Origin of the sequence: Lysinibacillus sp. FSL L8-0312 (genome assembly GCF_038003285.1) — a bacterium.
In the GTDB taxonomy this organism is placed as follows: Bacteria; Bacillota; Bacilli; order Bacillales_A; family Planococcaceae; genus Lysinibacillus; species Lysinibacillus fusiformis_D.
Window position 1 is genome coordinate 4,110,774 of sequence record NZ_JBBOOV010000001.1, and the last position, 25,431, is coordinate 4,136,204.

Genomic DNA, 25,431 nt, shown 5'->3' on the forward strand with positions numbered 1-25,431 from the left:
TTTTTTATGATGAAAAAAGAGTTTGCGGTCATAGGGCTTGGACGTTTTGGAGGAAGTATTGTTCGTGAATTAATGAGTCAGGGTGCACAGGTGATGGCAATTGACCATTCTTCAGAGCGTGTAGATGAATTTGCCTCCATTGCTACCCAGGCTGTCATTGCAGATTCAACTGATGAATCGGTACTGAATTCATTAGGTATCCGTAATTTTGAGCATGTTATTGTAGCAATTGGTGAAGATATTCAGGCGAGTATATTAACAACGATTATTTTAAAGGAAATTGGTGTTGAGCAAATTACAGTAAAGGCTCAAAATGACTATCATGAAAAAGTTTTACGTAAAATTGGTGCAGATTTTGTCGTCCATCCTGAGCGAGATATGGGGATTCGTATTGCTAATAATATGTTATCTAATACAGTGCTAGATTATTTAGAGCTTTCGGATGAACATTCAATTATGGAGTTAAAGGCAAATGACGCGATTGCAGGATACTCCATTATGGATTTAGATATTCGAGCAAAATATGGCATTAACATTGTAGGAATCAAGCGTGGAGCTGATATTATCGTGTCTCCACAAGCAAGTGATAAGATTTTACTAGGAGATATTATGCTTGTGATAGGTGCTGACGTTGATATAAATCGCTTTGTTAAAAAGGCATTGAATGGGTAATGGCAAATGACTAAACGAAGATGGAGACTTGTTATTTTTGCCGCTGTTTTACTAATTGGTGCTTTTATCATGCAATATCGAGAAAAAAATGAAGATGAGGCAATCTCCTTAATTTTAGATCATGCCACAGAAATCGATGCAATTGAATTATTGCAAGGGGACCAATCTTTATTGCAAGCTACAGGAGATGAAGCAAAAGACTTTATAGAGAAACATCCATTAAGTCATGTAAGAGATCTTTCTAAAAAGGAAAGAACAATTTTTGAAGAAGAGCCAGCTTATCATATTGTTTATAAAATGAAAGAAAAGCCTCTTTATGAGGTGGAAATTTTAGAGGTAGCCATTCGTTCTGAGCTTGATGAAGAATTGCAACAAATGGTCTTCACCGTTGGCGATACACAATATTTGGTTTATTGGGCCAATGAGAAAAAAGCCCTCGAACAATCAACCAATACACAACGGTTACTCGAACAATTCGGACAATAACGCAAGTAGTGATTCAGCAATAAGGGCTGGTCACTACTTTTTTTATAAAAGTGGAAAGTAATATTTGGAAAAAATGTTTGATTTCTGTCTGATGGTTGAATTACACTTTGCATAAAGAAGGAGGTAGAAAAATGCAGTTTATAACAAGTAACTGTGTGATAGAGCCATTACAACCAGAACATTACAAAGCTATACATATGCTTTACTCCAATGAACAAGTTAGAACCTATCTTGGAGGTGTACCACAGGACAGCTATATAGAGGCATCCTTTAAAGGCATGCTAGCAGCACCATTTCCTAATACATATTTATATATATCATTAAAGACGACAGGTGAATTTATTGGTCTTGTTTCTATCGATGAATACCATGATAAAGAGTTATATGAGCTTTCCTATCAATTTTTACCACAGTATTGGGGAAAGGGGCTAGCTTTTGAAGTCCTTACAGCGGTGATGGAGGAGGGCCTGAATTATTTAGATATATCATCGATTGTGGCAGAAACACAAACTGCTAATAAGGCATCTTGTCACTTACTCGAAAAGTTAGGGATGCACAAAGTACAGGTGTTAGAAAGATTTGGTCATGAACAAGCCCTGTACGAAATAAAGAAAAACCATAAAGAGTCAAGATAAATTATTGCACAATCAGCAGGTGGATTTTCGCGGCAAATCCCTTCATTTATCGCTGACTATATTTTGCATCAAATGAACGAATCAAAATATATTTTACTCAGCATGCCATCATTAAGAACGAATAATGCAGATTACTAAATTTTAAAGAGAGAGGAACTTTACATGCTAATACGAGAAGCAACACGCAAGGATAGTACACAGATTATAGCTGTTATGACAAATGCAGAGGCATCCAATCTTATGCTATTTGGCCCAGGTGAGCGAAAATTAGAGCCCGAGCAATTTGGAAGCTATATTGAAAAGCTATATCATAGTCACCATTCAGCTTTATTCGTGGCGGAAATGGAACAAAAGATTGTTGCTTATTTAATTTTACAGGGCAATGAACCATCTAGAATTGCTCACCGTGCTTATCTTGTAATAGGCATACATAGTGACTATCGAGGAAGGAAAATAGGGACGGCATTATTTAATCATGTAGAGGATTGGGCAAAAGTTAATGGTATCCATCGTTTAGAGTTAACCGTTATGGAAAATAATGAGGCTGGAATTGCTTTATATAAGAAAATGGGATTTGACATAGAGGGAATAAAGCGAAATTCCTTATATGTAGATGGTCAATATATCAATGAATATTATATGTCAAAGCTATTATAATTTGATAGGGAGAGGAATGTACGTATGACGACACAGATCAATATCGGCATTTATTCACCATCCTCACCAGCAACGGTGACGGCGTTGAAACGTTATGAACGTGCCAAATTGTTTCTAGAAGAGAAAAACCTTCAAATCGTAACAGGTTCTCTTACTGGCAAATCAGATTATTATCGCTCTGGTTCACCAAAGGAACGTGCGGAAGAATTAAATGAATTACTACGCAATCCAGATGTGGATATCATTATGTCTACAATCGGAGGGACAAATGCCAATAGTATGCTGCCCTACATTGATTATGAGGCGTTTCGTCAACAGCCCAAAATAGTCGTAGGTTATTCGGATGCAACAGCCATTTTACTTGCTCTTTATGCAAAGACAGGTATAGCAACTTTTTATGGTCCAGCGTTTGTCCCTTCTTTTGGCGAGTTTGAACCATTAGTAAATGACACCTTCAAGTTTTTTGAGGATTATTTCTTTAAACCGCAAGCACTACCTTATGAAATGCCAATGCCCTCTTACTGGTCAGATGAACCTGTTAACTGGCTCGAGAAGACGGTCGATAAAAAGCTCAAGAAAAATGAATGGTTAACAATTCAGGAAGGGGTTGTAGAAGGTAGGTTAATTGGCGGCAATGTAAATGCAATGTACGGTTTTATTGGCACGCCTTATTTCCCTGAAATTTTGGAAGGTGACATTTTATTAGTGGAGGACTGCTTAAAAAATGCTGCTATTGTTGAAAAGAATTTTGCTATGCTGAAATTGCATGGTGTCTTTAATAAAGTAAGGGGCATTATTTTGGGCAAACATGAATGCTATGATGATTTAGGAACGGGCAGACAACCCTATGATATTCTACTTGAACAGTTGGATGGAATAGAGATACCTCTATTAGCAGAGGTGGATATTTGCCATACACATCCTATGCATCCAATAGCGATAGGGAAACGAGTAAAGCTAGATGCAACAGCTAAAAAGATATATTGTGTAGAAAAATGGTTGTAATGATAAAGTCTTGCATATGGAGCAAGGCTTTGTTTGCTAAAGATTTCTATAATCATCATCAGTGATGACGTACATTTTCACATTTTGGTATTTTCCTTTAACAAACATACTTTTGCGTAAAATTCCTTCAAATTGCATGCCTGATTTCTCCATAACCTTTTAAGAGGCTATATTTTCTTCAAAACATCGCGCTTGAATACGTACTAAATTTATTTCCTTAAAGCCAAAGTCAATCAGTTTTTTTTGTTGCTTCTGTAGTGAATCCTTTATTCCAATAATCCTCCGAAAGTACATAACCAATTTCTGCATATTGATGTGTGTTGCTAATCGTAACAAAATCGATTGTACCAATTAGTGTACTTCGATGCCCAAAAGTAGGAGATTACCTTGCTGATAGCCATTTAATATTCGTTTTAAAAAAGCTTTAGTATCCTCTAAACTTGTATGGGCCTGCCACGTCACATAGCGTGCCACATTTTCGCGAGAAGTGTAATCATACATCGCCTCTAAATCTAGTGGAGCAATAGGTCTTAAAAGTAGCCTTTCCGTTTTCAAAATAGGTATTGCATGTTTCATTTATTTCCCTCTTTAAATTGAAAAAGTCGACCCAATTTCTTAATACATTGGGTCGATTTTTTATCTTAATATCCTTAAGAGCTGTCTGGTGAAAAATCCTACTAGCTTCACTTTATGGATAACGTTTAGCAGTAGCTGAGGAATCCTTTGTGTTGGATTTATGTTGTTCGTCTTTCACTTTTTCATTCAGTTCTTCAACAGGTATTGGATCGACTGTTTTCATATCCTCGTGTTGATCGAAAATGCTTTTTTTATCTGTATCCAGTACATCAGGGTTGTTTGTATAACGAGTTTTCGCTTGTTTTTTTTCAGTCATTCATTATCACCTCTTACTATAAGCTTTCACTTTTTTACTAGAGTTTAAACATATTAGTTTTAGGTGATATGTGGACTAATCGTTTGTTGGCTTACCAGCAGCTAACAAGACTTTACTTCCAAGTAAGAAAAATCCTTGAATGAAAAGTAATATTCCTGTCCCTATTAGTAGCCATTCGATAGCAATTATATCAGCTATTGGACCAAAAATAAGCATACCTAAAGGCATCATAGAGGTAGAAATCATGCTAAGAATACCAAATACTCGCCCCATATAATCACTTTCTACTTTTTCTTGTAATAACACCGTTGCGGGTGTATTAAAGATTGGCATAGCTATTCCTGTAACAGCCATTATCACGAGATACAGCCAAAAAACAGGAATAATTCCAAGAGCCATTGTACAAAGACCAAATAATAAAGCAGATAATGTCATGGTATGCACTTTATTTTTAAAGCCACCCCATGTCGCGATGGCAATACCACCGATTAACATACCAATGGCAAAGGCCATTTCGATGGCAGTCAAACGCCATACATCATCGCCAAAGCTACGTGTAACTTGCAAAGGTGTTAAAAAGGCAGCAGGTGCAGCGAGCAACATGAAAAAGGCAAAGAACAAGAATAATTGTTTTAAGAAAGCATGCTCTTTAATGTAGATGAAGCCTTGTTTCATATCACTAAAATAGCTTGTTGTCTGTGGCTGATTCGCTTTGGCATGTGCAGGAATATGCAGAAATAATAAGAAGATGGTGATGGCAATAGCAGCTGTCGTCACATCAATAAAGAAAATGGATTCGATTGAAGCCATCGTTAATAATGCCCCACTTGCCATGGGTGCAAGAATCATGATAAAAGCTTGAATACTGCTGTTTATCCCATTAACCTTCATTAAATGCTCTTCAGGCACAAATTGAGGTAAAATAGCGCCTACAGCAGGTGTTTGAATACCTGCACCAACTGCACGTACCGCTGATATAACAAATAATAGCCAGAGCTCATCATAGCCAGTTAAAAATAAAATAGCTAAAATTAACGTGGATAAGGCAATCATGCCATCTGCCAAAATAATAAGCCATTTACGATTGTAGCGATCTGCCCAAACACCAGCAATTGGTGCTAAGAAGAAGGTCGGTACAAAACCGCAAATAATCGCAATGGTCATCATGATGCCTGATTGCGTTGTAAGTGTGATATACCATGTAATGGCATATTGCACTAGAGCAGAGCCAAAAAGTGAAATGGTTTGACTGCTTAAAAAAAGTATCGTATTGCGTTTCCAATGATCCAAATTCGTCATCCCTTTCTAACAGTAGTGCCTGTGTGGAAAGTTGAAAGACAACAAAAAAGAGGGGGTGTTGCAGTCCCCTCTCTTCCTGTATTCCTAAAACAGACTAGACTAATCCCATTTCCCTTGCACAGCAGGCAAAGTGTACACATATTTAGTTAATAATGTGAAATCGTAGTCTGATTGAAGCTGTCATTAGGAATACCTCCGTTCTATATAAGTTGTGTTGATTGTAGCATAAAGTTTATCTACGCGTAAAGAACGAATCAAACACCTTAACATTTTAGGACCAGAGCTAATAACAAGGGAAATGATAGTAAAATAACAAATTGCCGAGAAAAGCATTTCACCGCTCTCTTGGCTGTTTTTTTGTTTTGATTATACAGATTTTAGAATCAACTAAAGTATTTGATAAAATGAATGACAACAAAAAGTATCATTTAATAGTGCTATTAATTTATAGATTTTAAGCTGCTTCTTCTTAAATAGACGGAAATACTTATGACCGTATTATTTCATTCATCCAGTGAAGTATCTTTGGAGACGTGCATTTAGCGAGAACCTATCATATACTAAAATAGAAAAATAGCAAATGGAGGAAATATGAGAAAGAATAATAGTAAATGGAAACTTATCACTTTTGTCGCGATGATTTTTGTGTTATGCCTATCGACAATTCCTGAAAAGACAGCGATGGCAAGCACGACACAGCCGAAAAGGGAAATGCGGGCTGTCTGGATTTCAACGGTTCTTAATATTGATATGAAAGCGGGTATGACTAAGGAGCAGTATACAGCTTGGACACGCCAAACATTGGATCAATTAAAAGCCAGCAAATTGAATACAGTTATTTATCAAGTAAGGCCAACAAATGATGCAATGTATGCGTCTGAGCTAGCGCCATGGTCATCCTACATAACAGGGAAAAAGCAAGGTACAAATCCTGGTTACGATCCTCTTGCAATTATGGTAGAGGAAGCACATAAACGAGGGATGGAGCTGCATGCCTGGATGAATCCTTATCGTGTAACAATGTCTGGACAAAAACTAACAGACCTTGCTGCCGATAATGTGGCAAGAACCCATCCAAACTGGGTTGTCAAATATGGCAAACAATATTATTTAAATCCTGGTTTACCAGAAGTACAAGACTATTTAGTGGAAACAGTAAGAGAGCTAGTAGCCAATTACGATATTGATGCAGTCCATATGGATGATTATTTTTATCCATATAAAATTGCAAATGAAGTCTTTCCAGATCAAGCAGCTTTTAAAAAATATGGTGGTTCCTTTAAAAAGGTGGAAGATTGGCGACGAGATAATGTCAACCAACTTGTAGAAAATCTATACACAGCCATTAAAGATACAAAACCATATGTTCAATTTGGTATTTCTCCATTTGGCGTATGGCGCAATAAATCACTGGACAAAACAGGAAGCGATACGCGAGCTGGTGTCAATAATTACGATGATTTATATGCAGACGTCAGAACATGGATTCAAAATGGCACGATTGATTACATTACACCACAAATTTATTGGTCAAGAACATTAGCTGTTGCGAAATATGGGACATTGCTAGATTGGTGGAGCCATGAGGTACAAACATATGCAAAAACACACCCTGTTCATCTATACATTGGACTTGCTGATTACAAGGTTGGCAATGACAGTGATGCAGCATGGAAAAACAAAATGGAATTACCAAGTCAAATACTAGCGAATCGTTCGGAAAAGGTAGTAGCCAAAGGGCAAATGCACTTCTCCTTAAAAAGTATTCAAAACAATAAACTGGGCTATGCAACGATTGTTAATCAACAACTATATAATTATACAGCACTGACACCAGGTACAACTTGGGATGATGACACTAGGCCGAATAAGCCGACTTTTGTACAAGTGACAAAGGGAGCGACTGGTCGCAAAATTGACATTATAGACGAAAATGAAACACAACCACGCAAGTATGTCATTTATCGTTTTGCAGGGAACAAAGAGGGTTCTTATAATGATCCTCAAAATATAGTGGATGTTGTTTATAATATGGATGGCATCACTGAATTTGTGGACAAGACAGCTCTTGCTAAGCAAAGCTACACATACGGCATTACGGCTGTATCTGCTGCAGGTGTGGAAAGCAAGGAAGTTTTTGTGGTGAAAGATAATCAGTAAATAGCTTATGATAAAAAAACAGCTACTCATGCAATATAACTGCATGAGTAGCTGTTTTTTATTAATTTTCTTCAATATCTTTACGGTTTTTCTTTAACATTTTAGACAGCATTTCATAGACAATTGGTACAACAACTAATGTTAATAGTGTTGAAGATAGTAAACCACCAATTACAGTAATAGCTAAGTCTTTCGAAATTAAACCACTGCCACCAGAACCAAGTGCCATTGGAATCATTGCCCCGATTGTGGCAATGGCTGTCATTAGGATTGGACGTAAACGTGTTGCCCCTGCTTCGAGGATCGCTTCACGCATGGCAAGACCATCATGTTCCATATGAATGATACGGTCGACTAATACGATGGCATTGGTTACGACGATACCAATCAACATCAACAGACCCATCATTACAGATACAGAAATAGTTTGACCTGTAACGAATAAACCAATAAATGCTCCAATTACGGCGAATGGTAGGGAGAATAGAATAGCGAATGGAGCTAAACCTTCTCCAAATGTTACTACTAAGATGAAGTAAACAATGGCAATTGCCGCTAACATAGCAATACCAAGCTTAGTGAATGTTTCTTGCATATCGGCAGCAACACCTGCAACACCAGTTGTAACACCTTTTGGTAAATCTAATTTATCAATTTTCTTATCAGCAGCAGAAGTGGCTTTTGAAATATCGTCTCCGATAATCGTACCAGATACAGTTGCAAAGTATTCACCTTTTGAACGAGATAACGAGTTAAGTGTCGTACCTTCCTCGACATCAACTAATTCACCGATTGTCATGGTTGTGCCTAAAGCCGTTTTAATTTCAGTAGCTAAGACATCATCTAAGGAAGTAGCAGCTGCTTTAGCATCACGTTGAACGATCACATCAATATCTTTACCATCATTTTTAACGGTAGTTAATACTTCTTTTGTTGTATTCGAATTTAATGCCATCACGATTTGAGCTGTTGTTAAACCATATTGTAGGACATTTTTTTGTTCTACTTTTAGTACATGCTCTACGTATGGATCTTCGTTATCAGATTTAATATCTTCTAAGCCATCCACTTCTTTTAGGACACCTTCTACTTGTTTCACAGCATCTCGAAGTTTATCTAAGTCATCACTATATAATGTGTAGCTGACTTCGTTTGAAGACATAGACATAGAAGAGAAGTTTTGAGACTTCCATTCTCCTGATTGACCGATATTGAATACATAGTCTTCTACTTCTTCACGAGCTTTAGGGAAGTCTTCCATATCTGGATCAAAGATAAGGTACATTAAGGCACCACCAGCGCCTCCACCCATCATCATTGCTGATGGATCAACATTATTTGCATCCGTTATGGAAACTTGTAAAATATTAACGTCTTTACGCTTCATTAATTCTTTTTCTACTTTTTCAACATTCGCTGCCGTTTCATCAGCTAGCTCTCCAGTTGAAGGAGTATACGTTAAGTACATTACTTTTTCTTCTTGTGATCCCATGAAACTAAAACCAATAAGTGGTGTTAATGCAAGAGAACCAGCAAGTAAGACAATTGCAATGATAGAAGTAATAATTTTGTGATTTAATGTTTTTTCTAAAATACCTCTGTACCAAGTAGCAAGTTTCCCAACTTCTTTATGTTGGCTTTCTGTTTTCTCACCGTATAATTTTTTACGGAATAAGAAGTGAGATAATGCAGGTACGATGGTGATAGCTACTAATAGTGATGCACCTAGTGCAAATGTCATTGTTAGGGCGAATGGCATGAATAATTCGCCTACCATACCACCTACGAAAATTAGTGGAGCAAATACCGCTACCGTTACTAATGTAGACGAAAGAATTGGTTTAAACATTTCAATCGTTGCTTCACGAATTAGGGCACGACCCGTAAGTTTTTCTTGTTTTAAGTGAATGCGTCGATAAATGTTTTCAACAACTACGATCGAGTCATCGATCACACGCCCAATTGCGACGGTAATCGCTCCAAGTGTCATAATGTTGAGTGTGATATCCATCCAGTTTAATAGCAGTAATGCCATGAAGACAGAAACTGGGATAGAAATAATTGAAATAATAGTTGATTTGAAATCGCGTAGGAATAGTAAAATGATTAAGACTGCAATAGCGCCACCAAATACTGCTTTTTCGATCATTGTAAATACAGAATCTTCAATTGGGGCTCCTTGGTCAAGGGAAATATCTACATTTAAGCCGTCTAATCGTTTTTCTTCATCTTTAATAAGGTCTTTTACTGCATTAACAACTGTTACCGTATTCGCATCCTGACCTTTCACGATTTGAATGGCGATGGCATCTTGCCCATTTGTACGTGAAACAGATTGTACTTTACCTTCTACTTCAATTTTAGCAATATCACCTAGACGAACGAAAGGTGAAGGATTTGTAGCTGAAGGTGTAACTGGAATTAATAAATCTTTTAGCTCATCAACAGATTGTACTTTACCATCTACTGAAACAGCCTGTTCGCCAACAGTAAACTGATATAAACCAAGTGACAGTGACATATCACTTGCCTGAATCATTTGTTTAACTGTATCCTCCGTTAAACCAAGTGCAGCCATTTTTTCTTCATCATATTTAAATGATACTTGTTCAATGTGCTGACCTGTGATGGTCGCAGAGGCAACACCATCAATTTTTTCGATTTTCGGAAGTAACACGTCTTCTACTGTAGAAGTTAAGTCTACAATATCTTCCTTAGAGCTACTTACAGATAAAGCAACTACTGGCATCATGTTCATGCTAATCGCCATAATAGTGGGCTCTTGAGCACCTTCAGGTAGTTTAAGATTATCTAAAGCTGCTTCTAATTGACGTTTCTTCTCATCCATATCAATTCCGTAGTCGTATTCTACTTGAACTTGTGCTACGTTGGAAGAGGATGTTGAGTAAACAGCTTTCACATCTTCTAAGCTTTCTATGGATTTTTCAAATGGAATGGAAAGCTCATTCATTACTTGTTCAGGCGTTGCGCCAGGATATACTCCCATGACAATTAAATATGGGATTGAAATATCGGGTATTGATTCCATTTTCATTCTTGTACCGGAATAAATACCAGAGACAGTGATGATAATTGTTAGTAACCAAACTGCCAATTTGTTTTTTAATACGAAATTAACTAAACCTTTCACCTTCACACCTACCCTTTATTGACTATCTAAATTCAATTATTTATACTAATGACTAATCGGTCATTTGTCAACGAAATGCATTAGGAGAGATTTAAAAATATGTTAAAAAAGCAATTAATTATGGAGAAAGCGATAGAACTATTTTCTGAACAGGGTTTTGAAGCTACGTCAGTTCAACAAATTACAGAACGCTGTGGAATTTCTAAAGGTGCATTTTATTTATCCTTCAAAACAAAAGATGAGCTCGTTATTTCAATGGTGGATTACTATTTACAGCAGTTCATTACAGATATTGACCAAGTAGTCAGAGGAACCTATAGTAAAGAAACCGTATTGGTTGAATTTTATAAAAGCATCTTTCAAGCATTCAAAGCACATTCTACATCTGCTCGTGTGTTCTTTAACGAAAAGGTCTTTCTAACAAAAAAAGAGCTATTTCATAAAATAACAGCGTATGAAGCAGAAATGTCGAAATCAATCATCTATATGCTTGAACAACTTTATCAGGATAAATTACAAGAAACGAAATATGATGTGATGTATTGTATAAAAGGATTTATGAAGAGTTATGCTGAGCTTTTTATTTTTTCAGATATGCCACTAGATTTAGAGCAGTTGGCAAAATCTTTAGCAGAGAAGACAGATATTATTGCACACCATACAACCATTCCTTTTATTACAGCAGATCTTGTGCCATTTATTGCAAAACCTTGTGAACAAGATGTTTCAAAAGATGCTTTACTACAATTATTGGAGCAAAATATTGATCCTACTGAGGATCCTATTGTAAAAGAATCCCTTATGCTATTGAGACAAGAAATAGAAAATCCTACTTACAGTAAAGCCATCATTAAAGGGCTAGTAGAAAATCTACGTCAAGACACAGCCTATCATTGGATTGCTTATGTAAGCGCAAAATACTTTAATATTTAAACTACTGGATAGAATTGTTCACGTTATGTAGGTGAACAATTCTATTTTTTAGTGGGTGAGTGAGGGGACAGATTGCCAAGCCTCTAACGCACTATTAAAAGGGTCTTGAATCCATAATAGCCGTTCAAGAAAATCTTTGACTTCAATCGGTAATTTCAATTCTTGCTGCCAGGCTTGCTCTTTTCGTTTGCTTGGCTTGTAGTTTGAGTACAGTAAAAATAATAAAAAATGACCGACAAAATATAAATCGCTAATATGATTTTCTGCTCGTTTAGGATTTTCAATAGCAGAGAGGTCGATGTGCTTCTGATAAGTGGTAGCGAGACCAAAGTCAATAATATGCAATTGTTGATGGACTAGCAATATATTAGGAATACGTAAATCGCGATGAACAATACCATGATTGTGTAATTCAATAATTTGTTCTAAAAGTTGCTTTGTAATGGCAAGTGATTGAACAACTGTAAACTTGGCACCATCCTCAAAAATCAGTTGTTCAAAAGTTTGCCCATTGACATAGTCCATAATAAAAAATGGACTTTCTTGAATCGTTCCTGTTGAATGGATGGTAGGAACATAGGGCAGTGAAACTTGTTGGAGTATGTGTATTTCTTGTTTAAATTTTTGGATGGTTTTCTTGTGGTGACGGTGTTTGGGACGCAAGCATTTTAAGACAAATAGCTTTGATGAACAATCCTCAATCAAATATGCACGACCATATGCACCATAGCCAAGCAATTTTTTAAAAGAGAAGTTGGGATGTTTGCCAATGTAATGTGCTACAGCCTGATCGAAGCCTTTTTCGGATAGTCGCTTCCACCACATTAACTGCTAAAGAAACTCATTGAGCTGAAAAGACTACGTGAGCTTTTACGAGAGCCAAATTTATAATGCTTATGACCATAATAATTATGTCGTTTAGAATACTTGCGACGGCTACTCGATGAAGAATAACGACGTTTGGATTTACCATTGAACAAGGAATGAAGAATTTTATCTAGCATAAAAAACGCTCCTTTAGATGTTGTTATAACTATATACGTAAAAATAAAAAAGGAGGTTTCAATATTTCAAAAATAAAAAAGAAGCTATGTAAACTTTACATAGCTTCTTCACAAGAGGTTAAACCTCCATAATAATCGGTAGAATCATTGGTCGACGTTTTGTCTTTTCGAATAGATACGGCCCTAAAACATCAGTTATTTCATTTTTCAATTCTGTCCATTGAGGTGTTTTGCCTTGAATCGTTGCATTCAGATGACGATTTAGCATTTTCTGTGCCTCGTTAATCATCGTACCTGATTCACGCATATAGACAAAGCCACGTGAAATGATGTCAGGACCTGAAACGATTTTTTGGTTTTCCATATCTACACTAACTACTACAATGACCAGACCTTCTTCAGAAAGGATGCGACGATCACGTAATACGATATTGCCGATGTCGCCAATACCATTACCATCAATATAAACATCTCCAGAAGGGATACGACCGGCAACATGCGCTTCATTGGCACTTAATGCCAACACATCACCGTTTTCCATCACAAATGTATTGTCGAGTGGAACATCGCAATCTTCTGCTAGATGTGTATGCATTTTTAACATACGGAATTCACCATGGATAGGCATAAAGAATTTAGGCTTCATTAAACGAAGCATCAGTTTTTGTTCTTCTTGTGAGCCGTGACCAGATGTATGGATATTGTTTAATGCGCCATGAATGACTTCTGCACCTGCGCGGAACAATAAATTGATAATTTTATTAACACTCACAGTATTACCTGGTACTGGGGAAGAAGAAAAGATAACCGTATCGCCAGGTTGTATTTGAATCTGACGGTGCGTACCATTGGCAATGCGTGATAGGGCTGCCATTGGTTCACCTTGAGAGCCTGTACATAAAATCATCACTTCGTTTGCAGGAAGTCGGTTGATACTTTGAGCATCGATAAATGTATCCTTTGGAGCGGTAATATAGCCAAGCTCACGACCAATGGTAATAGCATTGTCCATGGAGCGACCAAAGACAGCAATTTTTCTTCCGTATTTTATGGCAGCATCTGTGGCTTGCTGTAATCGGTGAATATTTGACGCAAATGTAGCAAAAATAATACGACTATCCACTTTACGGAAAATCTCATCGATACTCTTTCCAACTGTACGCTCTGACATTGTGAAATTAGGCTTTTCAGCGTTGGTACTATCTGATAGTAAGCAAAGCACGCCATCACGTCCAATTTCAGCCATCTTCGTTAAGTTGGCTGGCTCACCCACTGGTGTAAAATCAAATTTAAAGTCACCTGTGTGAACGATATTACCAGGTGGTGTTTTCACAACAACACCATATGCATCAGGGATACTGTGTGTTGTTCTAAAGAAGCTCACAGATGTTTTTCTAAATTTAATAACATCCTCTTCTTTAATTTCGATTAGCTTTGTTGTACGTAGCAAGCCATGTTCTTCTAATTTATTACGTAATAAGCCAAGTGCAAGCTTACCACCATAGACAGGGACATTTACTTGACGTAAAAGGTAGGGAATACCACCGATATGGTCCTCGTGTCCATGTGTAATAAACAGTCCTTTAATTTTGTCGACATTACGTACTAAGTACGTATAATCAGGAATAACATAGTCAATGCCGAGTAAATCATCTTCTGGAAATTTAATGCCAGCGTCAATTAAAATGATTTCATCTTGAAATTGAACGCCGTAAGTGTTTTTGCCGATTTCGCCCAGTCCGCCGAGCGCGAAAACAGCTGCTTGGTCATTTTTAACAAACTTCATGTTTGTTAAATTTCCTCCAAGACGAAGTTCGGGCTTGCTTGTTCGTACTCTAAATAGTTACCTTCAAGCAGTTGAACGAACTCGATGTTGTAGTTACGGTCTTTTAGCTTTTGACGTACTTCGCGTTCTGAAGCAGCTTCAAGGTATAGACTTTTAGTGTTTTCGCGAACTGGAATCTCATTTGCATTTTCTTGATAATAAACTTTGTAAATCATAGTTTGCTCTCCTTTAATTGCGTACAATTTTCTTGCACCTTTGACTACTACCACACACGTGCTACAAGAAAACAACGAATTTCCTTCATAAAGAAATGTACGTTTGTAATTCTTGTATCTCAAAGCTTCAGCTGTGCACTATGTTTTAAATTTATATAGGAAGTAGTGAGACAGTGGTTGCGTATAGCCAAATAAATGCATTTCCTTTATATTATCACGCAGTTCCTCTAAAATAAAGAAAAGCCCTTCAAATAATGAAGGGCAAATGTTAGGCAATTGATTTTTTTCCGAGTACGCCACGAAGTTGCTTCAACAATTTCCGTTTTAGTTTCTTCAGCATGGCACATCACTCCTTAGGATCATTATAATAAAAATTATTGTCTATGTAAAGTCATTTACCTTGAAAGGATGCTATTTATGGAAATGGTTAATAAAATGAACAAAATTTTGTTTTTTGATGTAGATGGTACGCTTTATAACAGTGAAAAAAAATTACCTGCATCTGCAAAAGAGGCGCTTTTGGCAGCACGTCGAAATGGCTATGAACTGGCAATTGCAACAGGACGAGCTCCGTTTATGATTGAGTCACTACTAGAAGAATTAGAAATTGATACGTATGTTACTTTCAATGGACAATATGTTGTATACAAGGGTGAAGTTGTCTATACAAATGGCATTGAAAAGGAAGAACTAGCAAAAATCATTGCCTTTGGTGAGGCTCGTAATGAACCAGTAGTATTTTTAGATGATAAACGTATGATTGCCTCTATTAACGATCATCATATGGTAGCTGAGAGCTTAGATACACTGAAATATCCATATCCAGCATTAGACTCTTCTTATTATATGCAGAACAATGTATATCAAACACTTATTTTTATGGAAGAAAAAGATGAATCTTTATATTGTGAGACATTCCCAAATGTTCAATTCATACGATGGCATCGCTATTCTTGTGATATTTTACCAAAAGGTGGCTCAAAGGCTGCTGGTATCGAAAAGGTGCTAGAAAGAATGGGCATCACTTTACAAGATGCTTTTGCTTTTGGAGATGGTATAAACGATATTGAAATGCTGCAAGCTGTTGGGACAAGTGTTGCCATGGGGAATGGTCATGAGCGAGTGAAGGCGGTGGCACATCATATTGCCGACCATGTAGATGAGGATGGTCTTGCAAAAATCATGCGCAAGCTAGCAATTATATAAAAAAACAACTAGTTGGAAAAATTTCAACTAGTTGTTTTTTTATTATGACTAGTTTTCCTCAATGTTGACGACTTTTATTTGAATGCTTTTATCGGAAAAATGCTGAATCGTCTTTTTAGAAAGTGCATTGTCTGTGATAATGACATCTATGTCAGTCAAAGGACAAACTTGAATCGCTACATCCTTATTAAATTTGGAGGAATCTGTAGCAACGTAAACTGTTTGGGAGATAGAGATAATTTGTTTTCTAGTAATTGCCTCATCCAAACTAAAATCAGAAATACCTTTTTCAATGGAAACGCCACTAGCACATATAAACGCTTTATTGATATTCAAATGTTCAAAGCGGAATAAAAACTCATTCGATGTCACTGATTTTTCGGAATGACGAACTTTACCACCGATTAGTATAACCTCAATATTAGAGCCGATTAGATCAAATGCTATAGGTAGTGAGTTTGTTACTACTGTTAATTTTTCCTTGTTCAATAAAAAGGGGGTCATTTGATAGGTAGTGGTTCCACTATCGACAAAAATACACTCCCCATTTTCCACGAGTGAGGCACAAGCTTTGGCAATGGCGATTTTCTCTGCTAACTGCTCATGAAGTCTTTGATCGATTATTCCCTCAACAGGCTCAATATATTTAATACCCCCATAAAACTTTTCAATTTTCTTATCATGCATCAGCTGTTGGACATCGCGGCGAATTGTTTCCATCGAAACATTAAATTCTTTTGTGAGTGTTACTAACTTAACAACCTTATGTTGTCTTACATACTGCAAAATTTGATGTTGTCTTTCTATCATATACATGTTATCACCTCTACTAGATATTTACTCAAAATAATCATAACTTTGTCAACACTTAGTCAGAATTTACTCAACATTTACACAAAAATGCATTTTCCTTTACAAATGGTCACTATACTAAAGCTAAGAACTGAGAGAGGTGACCAATTTGTTAGAGCTAAAAAATATCGCAAAAAGCTATAAAAATAAGAAAGTTTTAGTAGATATCAATGTAACCATCGAATCAGGTGAAATCATTTCGTTACTAGGGCCAAGTGGTTGTGGTAAAACTACCTTGCTCAATATCATCTTAGGGCTTGTAGATCAAACGGCTGGACAGCTTGTCTACAATGGACAAGATATATCCAAGCAGTCGATGCAAGAAAGAGGTTTTAATATTGTGTTTCAGGATTTTGCGTTATTTCCTCATTTAAATGCATACGACAATATCGTTTATGGTTTGAAAAATAAGAACGTGCAAATGTCCAAAGAGGAGATACAAGAATATATCGATTTTTTAGAGCTAACACCTCATCTGCAGAAAAAGATTCACGAATTATCTGGTGGGCAAAAACAACGAGTTTCCATTGCGAGGACACTTGTGATGCAGCCTAAAATACTATTGTTAGATGAGCCACTAAGTGCATTAGATGGCGTCATTAAGGAATCCATCAAGGAGCGTATTAAATCTATTGCCCGTGAATTTAAATTGACAACCATTATCGTGACACATGATCCAGAAGAAGCCCTCACATTATCTGATAAAGTCATGATTATTAATGAGGGAACAGTTGCTCAATTTGGTACGCCTCATGAAATAGTAACAGCACCAAAAAATCAATTTATTGAGGACTTTATTTTAAGGCAGCTTCATATTAAGCGACATAACATCTATCAATTGTTTGGAGAAACATATGCTTAAAACGAATAAAATGATGAAATTGATTTTTCTACCGATTCTTATTTTTTTCCTATTCTTTTTAATTGTGCCATTACTTTATATGTTTTGGCAGTCTTTCAAAATAGGAAATGTGGTGACCATTCAAAATTATATAGATGCTTTACAAAATATCGAAATTCGAGAAGCCTTTATCAATAGCTTTAAAGTTTCTTTTGTAGCCTCAGTGATCACAACCATTTTAGCTTTTTTATTGGCCTATGCTGTTCATTTTACAACGATGCATCGCCATGCGAAAAAGCTTGTGCAAATAGGCATTACTTTGCCCATGCTTCTGCCAACCATCACCTATGGTTTTGTGCTGATTTATACATTTGGTAATCAAGGAATTCTAACGAAATTAGTGGGGCAACCCCTTTTTACAATTTATGGGTACAACGGTTTGGTGCTTGGTTACGTTTTATATACATTGCCAGTCGCTTTTATTTTAATGCAAAACTCCATGCAATATATCGACAAACGATTTTTACTGGTGTCCATTTTAATGCATGATCATTCACTTCGTCGCTTTTATCATACCGTATTCCGTCCAATGTTAGGTACGATTGGTGGTGCTTTTATTTTAACGTTTATTTTAAGTTTCACAGACTTTGGTATACCCGCATCTGTTGGTGGAAATTACACAGTGATTGCCACTGAACTTTATCAAGCGATGTTAGGCTCCATTGTCCATTTTGAGCGTGGCGCAGTGATATCAGTGTTAATGCTAGTACCTGCCGTACTTGGTGTTGCCCTATTAACAATTTTAGAGCGTTTCAATTTTCACTATAAACAAGGTGGGCGAAGTGACCTTGTAAAGCATCGTCTGCGTGACACGTTGTTTACTATTTATTCAATTGTCTGTGTGACGATCGTATTCATCATTTTTGCAACGATGTTTATTGTGCCTTTTACGAAAGGCTATCCATATAACTTCAGCTTTACATTAGAGCATGTTCAAAATGTACTAGCAGAGAAGGATTTAATAAAGGTATATGTCAATTCTCTTATCGTGGCAGTATTAACAGCTATATTAGGCGTGGTCATTACATTCCTGTCAGCGCTACTCAATGTTCGAACACCGTTAAAAGGAAGAAAAAGCTTAGATGTAGCCTCCATGATTACAAATACAGTACCAGGAATGGTGCTTGGATTGTCCTACTTGTTTTTCTTTAATGGAAGTTCATTAAAAGGTACATTTTTCATCATTGTTGCATGTAATATTGTCCATTTTTTTACGACACCTTATTTAATGGCGAAAAATTCATTACAAAAGATGGACCCTACATGGGAAGTGACAGCTGAGCTATTAAAGGATTCTTGGTTAAAAACCGTTAGACGAATTATTTTGCCGAATATTAGACCAACGATTTATCAAATGTTTAGTTACTTTTTTTTAAATGCTATGGTCACGGTTAGTGGTGTTATTTTCCTTGTCAGCACGAAGACAATGCTTGTCTCAACACGCATCAAAGAGCTTCAGCATTTCGCAAAGTACACCGATATTTTCGTACTATCAATATTCATTTTATGTACAAACCTCATTGTGAAATTAGGTTGTGATTATATAACAGCACATAAAGAAAAAGCGGAGGAGATATCAAAATGAACAAGTCAACAGGCATGATGTTAGGGACAATTAGTGCAGCGGCGGTTGTTTTAGCTGCGTGTGGAGGGGCTGCAGCTGATTCCAAAGAGCAAGTCATTATTTATTCAAATGCTGATGATGAAGCAACTGAAGTAATGGAATCCACATTAGATGATAAGGGCTATCAAGGTAAGTATTTAATCCAATCATTCGGTACTTCTGAGTTAGGTGGCAAAATGATGGCAGAAGGGACAGATATTGAAGCAGATGTTGTCACGATGGCTTCCTATTTTATAGAAAGTGCTCAAACCTCTAAAGCCATGTTTGTAGATATTTCTTCGGACTTAAAGCCACTTGATGGAGGAGTTACATATGCACTGCCGATTTTAGGCAATGTTGGCTCCATCTTTATTAATACAGAGGTATTGCAACAAAAAGGGCTAGCAGTACCGAAATCGATTAAGGATTTGACAGACCCTGCTTACAAGGAATTAGTATCCTTCCCAAATATTATGGATTCCTCAACAGGCTGGCTTTTAGTACAAGCCATTATAAATGAATATGGTGACGATGAAGGACAAAAGGTGTTAGCCGATTTAATTAAAAATGCTGGCCCACATATTGAAAGCTCAGGTTCTGGCCCTATCAAAAAGGTGAAAACTGGTGAGGTTGCTGCAGGCTTTGGTTTACGTATTCAAGCGATTGATGCTAAAAACGAAGGATTGCCGATTGAATATATTGACCCGACAGAAGGAAACTTCACTTTAACGGAATCTGTGGCTGTTGTGGATAAAGAAGGTGATGAAGCTTTAGCTAAAGAAATGGCAAAGGTGATCGCAACGGAGGCTCGCAGTGGTTTATTGGAGCAGTATCCTGTAGCTCTATATGAAGGGGAACAGGTAAAGGATGAGTATGTTCCAACTTATTTAAAAAAATGGGATACAACATTAACGGTTGATTTATTAGAAAAACATCAAGCCTTCTTTAAAGAAGCGCAGCGATAAGGAGTTATAGCAGATGAGTAACTATAAATTATTGACACCAGGACCATTGACAACAACTGAAGCGGTAAAACAAGAAATGTTAAAAGATCGTTGTACATGGGATGACGACTATAAAAATGTGACACAAGTGATTCGCAAGCAACTTTTAGCGTTAGCTCATGTCGAGGAGCCTGAATATACCACGGTGCTTATGCAAGGAAGTGGAAGCTTTGTCGTAGAGTCTGTACTAACAACTGCGATTGGTGATAACGATAAAGTACTAATTCTAACAAATGGTGCTTATGGTGAGCGAATTGTTGAAATGGCTAACGTTTTAAAGTTACAACATGTTGTTTATAGTGTCCCTTACGATGAACAGCCATCCTCATTAGAAGTTCAAGCTTTTCTTGAAAAAGATGCAAGTATTACACATGTAGCCGTAGTGCATTGTGAGACAACTACTGGTATTTTAAATCCAATAAAAGAAATAGGAGAAGTTGTTCATTTATTCGATAAAACGTTTATCGTGGATGCGATGAGTAGCTTTGGTGGTGTACCGATGGATGTATCCAATTTGCATATTGATTTTTGCATTAGTAGTGCCAATAAATGTATTCAAGGTGTGCCAGGTTTTGGATTTGTTATCGCGAACACAAAAGCTTTAGAAAAATGTAAAGGACAAGCCCGTAGCGTAGCATTAGACTTGTATAGCCAATGGGAAGTGATGAAGCAAGATGGAAAGTGGCGTTTCACATCACCTACTCATGTAGTGGCAGCTTTTGCGAAGGCGCTTGAGGAGTTAATCGATGAAGGTGGAATCGATGCCCGCCATAAGCGCTATGCGCATAATAATCATATACTTCGCTCTCGTTTGTCAGTGCTTGGGTTTGAAGCGTACGTTTCAGAAGAGCTTCAATCACCTATTATTACAACGTTTTTATTCCCACACAACGAGTTTACTTTTGAGCATTTTTATCAGGAAATGAAAAAAGCAGGTTTTGTCATCTATCCTGGTAAGTTGACTGATGTGGATACATTCCGTATTGGCAATATTGGTGATATTCATGAGGAAGATATGCTGACGTTATGTGAGGTCATAGAAAATTATATGGTGGTGAAAACGAATGAAAATTGAAACGGTTATTTTGGATTGGGCAGGAACAGCAGTAGATTTTGGTTGCTTTGCCCCTGTAAATGTTTTTTTAACGATTTTTGAAGATGCAGGTGTCACAGTTACACTGGAAGAGGCTCGTAAACCAATGGGTATGCTGAAAATTGACCATATCCGTACGATGCTGGAAATGCCAAGAATTGCTGATGAATGGCAACGTGTGCATGGACAAGCCTTTACAGAAGAAAATGTAAGTGCATTATACAAGCAGTTCGAAACAAAGTTAATGGAATCGTTGGCAACTTATACAGATCCTATCCAGCATGTGAAAGCGACCGTACAGCAATTGAGAGAAGCGGGAATTCGAATTGGCTCAACGACAGGCTATACTGATTCCATGATGGAAGTAGTGACAAGACATGCAGCTGACAAGGGTTATCAACCTGATTTTCTCGTAACACCTACACAGGTAGGGGATAAAGGACGACCATACCCATTCATGATTTTTAAAAATATGGAGGCATTAGGGTCAAAAGCAACAAAGCAAGTTGTGAAGGTTGGCGATACAACCTCAGATATAATGGAGGCCTTGAATGCAGGTGTTTGGGCTGTTGGTGTTATTATTGGAAGTTCAGAAATGGGACTTTCTGAAGCAGAGTTCCAAGCATTAACTGTTGAAGAACAACAGCAAGTGATAGCGAAAACGAAATGCATTTTTGAAGAAACTGGCGCTCATTATACGATTGAAACTATGGCAGAGCTACCTGCGTTAATTGAAACGATTAATGAACGTATAACTAGAATATAAACAAAACAAACCTCGGCAGATGTGGATAACTGCCGAGGTTTGTTTTTAGTCTCGCTCATATGGGATTGAATCTGGTATTTCGGCAAATGGATTTTTTTCATTAATTCGGTCATAAAACATAACACCATTCAGATGGTCTAATTCATGCTGAAATGCAATAGCCGGCAATCCTTTAAGGCGCATCTTTTTCTCTTCACCATCAATTGTTTTAAATTTTACTGTGATGCGTGCATGACGTGGCACATACCCAGGAATATTACGATCAACAGAAAGACATCCTTCTCCTGCTGATAGGTATGTGTTTTCGACAGAGTGGCTAACGATCTTTGGATTAATGGCCACAAAGCTTAATTGTTCGCCAGCCTCATCTTTTAAATGAAGGGCAAACATACGCTGTAAGCAATTTACCTGATTGGCAGCTAAGCCAATGCCACTACGCAAATTATATTTTTCGGCCATTTCAGGATCTTGGCTGTTGATTAAATATTGAAGCATATCCTCTGCAAGCTTTCTTGTTTCATCAGTTAAAGGGAATTTAACTTCCTCTGCTTTTGTGCGTAAAGTCGGATGACCTTCGCGGATAATATCATCCATTAAAATCATATAGTAATCTTCCTTTCAACTTTGTAGTGCCTTATTAATAAGTATACATCACGTCTTAAAACAATCACATGAAAAAAGACCTTATTTGAATATACTCAAAAAATTTTTCTAATGCTATTAGATTTTCGAGAATGGGGTATTCTACTAGGGGAAAAGCTGTGAGAAAACGTATGAGCTGTACGGTGTAAATAAGGTGTTGTAATACAGAATTTGAATATTACTGATACAGTATAGGACAGCAATGTTTGATTGTTATTCTAGAAAAAATCTTTGTATAGAGCAGTAATAGATGATTGACCGACAGTATTTTATTCAGTATACTGAATTTCAAGAATAAGTTGTACTAGTTAAAAAGGTGATTTATTTTAATACAGCTGAAAGGGAGATGTGACAAATGAGCAAGAAAAACAATAATATTTTTGATGCTAAACAAACGCTAACTGAAATCGAAGATAAGTTTGAAATGTTTCAAATTTTGAATGAAGAAGGCGAAATTATAAATAAAGAGGCAGATCCACAATTATCAGATGAGGAACTAGTTGAACTAATGACACGTATGGTTTATACACGTATTTTAGATCAACGTTCAATCTCACTAAACCGTCAAGGTCGTTTAGGCTTCTACGCGCCGACTGCTGGTCAAGAAGCTTCGCAACTTGCTTCTCATTTTGCGTTAGAACAAGAAGATTGGATTTTACCAGGTTACCGTGATGTACCACAAATTGTATGGCATGGCCTACCTTTAGATAAAGCGTTTTTATTCTCTCGTGGACATTTTATGGGGAACCAAGTACCTGAGGGTGTAAATGTTCTAGCACCACAAATTATTATCGGTGCTCAATATATCCAAGCAGCAGGTGTTGCACTAGGTATACAAAAGCGTGGGAAAAAAGCTGTTGCAGTAACTTATACTGGTGACGGTGGTTCTTCTCAAGGCGATTTCTATGAAGGAATTAACTTTGCAGGTGCGTTTAAATCACCAGCAATCTTCATCGTACAAAATAACCAATATGCAATTTCAACACCTCGTGAATTGCAAACAGCTGCTAAAACAATTGCACAAAAAGGTGTGGCAGCTGGTTTACCAAGTATTTTAGTAGATGGAATGGATGCGCTTGCAGTTTATGTAGCAACGCGTGATGCACGTGAGCGCGCAGTTAATGGTGAAGGTCCAACATTAATTGAAACAATGTGTTACCGTTATGGTCCTCATACAATGGCTGGGGATGACCCAACACGTTACCGTACATCTGATACAGATAATGAATGGGCACAAAAAGATCCACTTGTTCGCTTCCGTAAATACCTAGAAGCAAAAGGTTTATGGGATGAAAAGAAAGAAGAAGCAGTAATCGAACGTGCAAAAGAAGAAATTAAAGAAGCAATTAAAAAAGCAGATGCTGCTCCAAAACAAAAAGTAACAGAATTAATGGAAAACATGTATAAAGGCGAAATGCCATCTAATTTAAAAGAACAGTATGAAATCTATAAAGAGAAGGAGTCGAAATAACCTATGGCACAAATGACGATGATTCAAGCAATTACAGATGCACTTCGCACAGAATTAAAGAATGATGAAAACGTTCTTGTATTCGGGGAAGATGTAGGTGTCAACGGTGGGGTATTCCGCGCGACAGAAGGCCTACAAAAAGAATTTGGGGTTGATCGCGTTTTTGATACACCATTAGCAGAATCAGGTATTGGTGGCTTAGCAATCGGTCTTTCTCTTCAAGGATTCCGTCCAGTTCCTGAAATTCAATTCTTCGGTTTCGTTTATGAAGTAATGGATTCAATCAGTGGTCAATTAGCACGTATGAGCTACCGTAGTGGCGGGGTATATAATGCACCAGTAACAATCCGTTCACCATTTGGTGGTGGTGTGCACACACCTGAAATGCACTCTGATAGCTTAGAAAGCTTAATGACAGCACAACCAGGATTAACAGTTGTTGTTCCATCAACACCATATGATGCAAAAGGTTTACTTATTTCATCTATCCGTAATGACAACCCAGTTATTTTCTTAGAGCATTTAAAACTATACCGTTCATTCCGTGAAGAAGTACCTGAAGAAGCATACGAAATTCCACTAGGAAAAGCAGATGTAAAACGTGAAGGTACTGATTTAACAATTGTGGCTTACGGTTTAATGGTTCATGAAAGCTTAAAGGCTGCTGAAGAACTAGAAAAAGAAGGACATTCTGTAGAGGTCATTGATCTACGTACAATTCAACCGATCGATGTGGAAACAATTATCGCATCAGTTGAAAAAACAGGTCGTGCAATCGTTGTCCAAGAAGCTCAAAAACAAGCAGGTATCGCTGCAAACGTAGTAGCAGAAATTACAGAGCGCGCAATTTTAAGCTTAGAAGCTCCTGTTCTTCGTGTGGCTGCACCAGATACTGTGTACCCATTCCCACAAGCTGAAGGTGTTTGGTTACCAAACTACAAAGATGTAATGGAAACAGCGAAAAAAGTTTTAACATTCTAATAAAGCTTCTAAACTTG

Annotated in this window: 26 protein-coding genes; 15 read left to right on the top strand and 11 right to left on the bottom strand. The window is 37.1% G+C overall.

Translation table 11 applies throughout. From position 1 onward, the window contains the following. Nucleotides 1–9: 9 nt before the first annotated feature. The 5 genes from MHI22_RS20490 to MHI22_RS20510 all read left to right on the top strand — a co-directional run bounded on the left by MHI22_RS20490 (nucleotide 10) and on the right by MHI22_RS20510 (nucleotide 3,455). A complete protein-coding gene (locus tag MHI22_RS20490) occupies nucleotides 10–672 on the top strand; it encodes a potassium channel family protein (RefSeq protein ID WP_004224679.1) in 663 nt (220 codons plus the stop codon). A gap of 6 nt (nucleotides 673–678) precedes the next feature. Beyond that, on the top strand, nucleotides 679–1,158 hold the full coding sequence (locus MHI22_RS20495; protein WP_089931904.1) for a hypothetical protein: 480 nt from the start codon (nucleotides 679–681) through the stop codon (nucleotides 1,156–1,158). A 131-nt stretch (nucleotides 1,159–1,289) separates the two neighbouring features. Continuing rightward, nucleotides 1,290–1,793: a GNAT family N-acetyltransferase gene (locus tag MHI22_RS20500; RefSeq protein ID WP_257982871.1), complete on the top strand. Its 504-nt coding sequence runs from the start codon at nucleotides 1,290–1,292 to the stop codon at nucleotides 1,791–1,793. A gap of 162 nt (nucleotides 1,794–1,955) precedes the next feature. Further along, on the top strand, nucleotides 1,956–2,450 hold the full coding sequence (locus MHI22_RS20505) for a GNAT family N-acetyltransferase (RefSeq protein WP_058843512.1): 495 nt from the start codon (nucleotides 1,956–1,958) through the stop codon (nucleotides 2,448–2,450). A 24-nt stretch (nucleotides 2,451–2,474) separates the two neighbouring features. Beyond that, nucleotides 2,475–3,455, top strand: coding sequence for a S66 family peptidase (locus tag MHI22_RS20510; RefSeq protein WP_330493434.1), 981 nt, complete (start codon nucleotides 2,475–2,477; stop codon nucleotides 3,453–3,455). Between the two features lie 229 nt (nucleotides 3,456–3,684). Here the strand turns inward: MHI22_RS20510 and MHI22_RS20515 are convergent, their stop codons facing one another. From MHI22_RS20515 to MHI22_RS20530, 4 genes are all read right to left on the bottom strand, one after another. Continuing rightward, nucleotides 3,685–3,807, bottom strand: a complete 123-nt coding sequence (locus MHI22_RS20515; RefSeq protein WP_312019010.1) for a GNAT family N-acetyltransferase — start codon at nucleotides 3,805–3,807, stop codon at nucleotides 3,685–3,687. After that, entirely contained in the window at nucleotides 3,807–4,031 is a 225-nt protein-coding gene (locus MHI22_RS20520) for a GNAT family N-acetyltransferase (protein WP_330493435.1), read from the bottom strand. Before MHI22_RS20520 ends, MHI22_RS20515 begins: the two co-directional genes overlap by 1 nt. Nucleotides 4,032–4,143: 112 nt before the next feature. Next, on the bottom strand, nucleotides 4,144–4,347 hold the full coding sequence (locus tag MHI22_RS20525; RefSeq protein ID WP_036125515.1) for a hypothetical protein: 204 nt from the start codon (nucleotides 4,345–4,347) through the stop codon (nucleotides 4,144–4,146). 75 nt (nucleotides 4,348–4,422) lie between these two features. Then, on the bottom strand, nucleotides 4,423–5,646 hold the full coding sequence (locus MHI22_RS20530; protein WP_036125512.1) for an MFS transporter: 1,224 nt from the start codon (nucleotides 5,644–5,646) through the stop codon (nucleotides 4,423–4,425). A 591-nt stretch (nucleotides 5,647–6,237) separates the two neighbouring features. Here MHI22_RS20530 and MHI22_RS20535 point away from each other — a divergent pair. Further along, entirely contained in the window at nucleotides 6,238–7,806 is a 1,569-nt protein-coding gene (locus tag MHI22_RS20535; protein WP_340812616.1) for a glycoside hydrolase family 10 protein, read from the top strand. 61 nt (nucleotides 7,807–7,867) lie between these two features. Here MHI22_RS20535 and MHI22_RS20540 read toward each other — a convergent pair whose 3' ends face one another. Beyond that, nucleotides 7,868–10,957 carry an efflux RND transporter permease subunit gene (locus MHI22_RS20540; RefSeq protein WP_330493436.1) on the bottom strand — a complete coding sequence of 1,030 codons (3,090 nt, stop codon included), beginning with the start codon at nucleotides 10,955–10,957 and terminating at the stop codon, nucleotides 7,868–7,870. A 99-nt stretch (nucleotides 10,958–11,056) separates the two neighbouring features. Here MHI22_RS20540 and MHI22_RS20545 point away from each other — a divergent pair, with 99 nt between their 5' ends. Continuing rightward, nucleotides 11,057–11,890: a TetR/AcrR family transcriptional regulator gene (locus MHI22_RS20545; RefSeq protein WP_340812617.1), complete on the top strand. Its 834-nt coding sequence runs from the start codon at nucleotides 11,057–11,059 to the stop codon at nucleotides 11,888–11,890. A gap of 48 nt (nucleotides 11,891–11,938) precedes the next feature. Here the strand turns inward: MHI22_RS20545 and MHI22_RS20550 are convergent, their stop codons facing one another. From MHI22_RS20550 to MHI22_RS20565, 4 genes are all read right to left on the bottom strand, one after another. After that, nucleotides 11,939–12,715, bottom strand: coding sequence for a serine/threonine-protein kinase (locus MHI22_RS20550; RefSeq protein WP_340812618.1), 777 nt, complete (start codon nucleotides 12,713–12,715; stop codon nucleotides 11,939–11,941). Continuing rightward, nucleotides 12,715–12,894, bottom strand: a complete 180-nt coding sequence (locus MHI22_RS20555; protein WP_340812619.1) for a hypothetical protein — start codon at nucleotides 12,892–12,894, stop codon at nucleotides 12,715–12,717. Before MHI22_RS20555 ends, MHI22_RS20550 begins: the two co-directional genes overlap by 1 nt. Before the next feature lie 118 nt (nucleotides 12,895–13,012). Then, the gene (gene rnjA, locus MHI22_RS20560) at nucleotides 13,013–14,680 is read right to left on the bottom strand and encodes a ribonuclease J1 (protein WP_036125500.1); all 1,668 of its coding nucleotides are present in this window, start codon (nucleotides 14,678–14,680) and stop codon (nucleotides 13,013–13,015) included. Nucleotides 14,681–14,685: 5 nt separating this feature from the next. Then, nucleotides 14,686–14,895 (bottom strand): DNA-dependent RNA polymerase subunit epsilon, encoded by a 210-nt coding sequence (locus tag MHI22_RS20565; RefSeq protein WP_012293082.1) that lies wholly within the window; start codon nucleotides 14,893–14,895, stop codon nucleotides 14,686–14,688. 435 nt (nucleotides 14,896–15,330) lie between these two features. Here MHI22_RS20565 and MHI22_RS20570 point away from each other — a divergent pair, with 435 nt between their 5' ends. Continuing rightward, nucleotides 15,331–16,101 carry a Cof-type HAD-IIB family hydrolase gene (locus MHI22_RS20570; RefSeq protein ID WP_089932152.1) on the top strand — a complete coding sequence of 257 codons (771 nt, stop codon included), beginning with the start codon at nucleotides 15,331–15,333 and terminating at the stop codon, nucleotides 16,099–16,101. A 48-nt stretch (nucleotides 16,102–16,149) separates the two neighbouring features. Here the strand turns inward: MHI22_RS20570 and MHI22_RS20575 are convergent, their stop codons facing one another. Then, on the bottom strand, nucleotides 16,150–16,911 hold the full coding sequence (locus tag MHI22_RS20575) for a DeoR/GlpR family DNA-binding transcription regulator (protein WP_089932154.1): 762 nt from the start codon (nucleotides 16,909–16,911) through the stop codon (nucleotides 16,150–16,152). Nucleotides 16,912–17,062: 151 nt separating this feature from the next. Between MHI22_RS20575 and MHI22_RS20580 the strand changes: the two genes are divergently transcribed. The 5 genes from MHI22_RS20580 to phnX are packed head-to-tail and all read left to right on the top strand — an operon-like array spanning nucleotide 17,063 to nucleotide 22,320. Next, the gene (locus MHI22_RS20580) at nucleotides 17,063–17,815 is read left to right on the top strand and encodes an ABC transporter ATP-binding protein (RefSeq protein ID WP_058843433.1); all 753 of its coding nucleotides are present in this window, start codon (nucleotides 17,063–17,065) and stop codon (nucleotides 17,813–17,815) included. Continuing rightward, complete coding sequence (locus MHI22_RS20585) at nucleotides 17,808–19,439, top strand: ABC transporter permease (RefSeq protein ID WP_089931909.1); 1,632 nt, start codon at nucleotides 17,808–17,810, stop codon at nucleotides 19,437–19,439. The genes MHI22_RS20580 and MHI22_RS20585 overlap by 8 nt, the downstream gene beginning before the upstream one ends. Continuing rightward, the gene (locus MHI22_RS20590) at nucleotides 19,436–20,422 is read left to right on the top strand and encodes an extracellular solute-binding protein (RefSeq protein WP_340812620.1); all 987 of its coding nucleotides are present in this window, start codon (nucleotides 19,436–19,438) and stop codon (nucleotides 20,420–20,422) included. The genes MHI22_RS20585 and MHI22_RS20590 overlap by 4 nt, the downstream gene beginning before the upstream one ends. 13 nt (nucleotides 20,423–20,435) lie before the next feature. Then, entirely contained in the window at nucleotides 20,436–21,536 is a 1,101-nt protein-coding gene (phnW, locus tag MHI22_RS20595; protein WP_340812621.1) for a 2-aminoethylphosphonate--pyruvate transaminase, read from the top strand. Beyond that, nucleotides 21,526–22,320: a phosphonoacetaldehyde hydrolase gene (gene phnX, locus MHI22_RS20600; RefSeq protein ID WP_340812622.1), complete on the top strand. Its 795-nt coding sequence runs from the start codon at nucleotides 21,526–21,528 to the stop codon at nucleotides 22,318–22,320. The genes phnW and phnX overlap by 11 nt, the downstream gene beginning before the upstream one ends. Nucleotides 22,321–22,365: 45 nt before the next feature. On the opposite strand, the gene def is transcribed toward phnX, so the two are convergent. Then, a complete protein-coding gene (gene def, locus MHI22_RS20605; RefSeq protein WP_036125484.1) occupies nucleotides 22,366–22,923 on the bottom strand; it encodes a peptide deformylase in 558 nt (185 codons plus the stop codon). Nucleotides 22,924–23,317: 394 nt separating this feature from the next. Here def and pdhA point away from each other — a divergent pair, with 394 nt between their 5' ends. Continuing rightward, nucleotides 23,318–24,433, top strand: coding sequence for a pyruvate dehydrogenase (acetyl-transferring) E1 component subunit alpha (gene pdhA, locus MHI22_RS20610; protein WP_058843438.1), 1,116 nt, complete (start codon nucleotides 23,318–23,320; stop codon nucleotides 24,431–24,433). A 3-nt stretch (nucleotides 24,434–24,436) separates the two neighbouring features. Beyond that, complete coding sequence (locus MHI22_RS20615; protein WP_036125477.1) at nucleotides 24,437–25,414, top strand: alpha-ketoacid dehydrogenase subunit beta; 978 nt, start codon at nucleotides 24,437–24,439, stop codon at nucleotides 25,412–25,414. Nucleotides 25,415–25,431 lie beyond the last annotated feature (17 nt).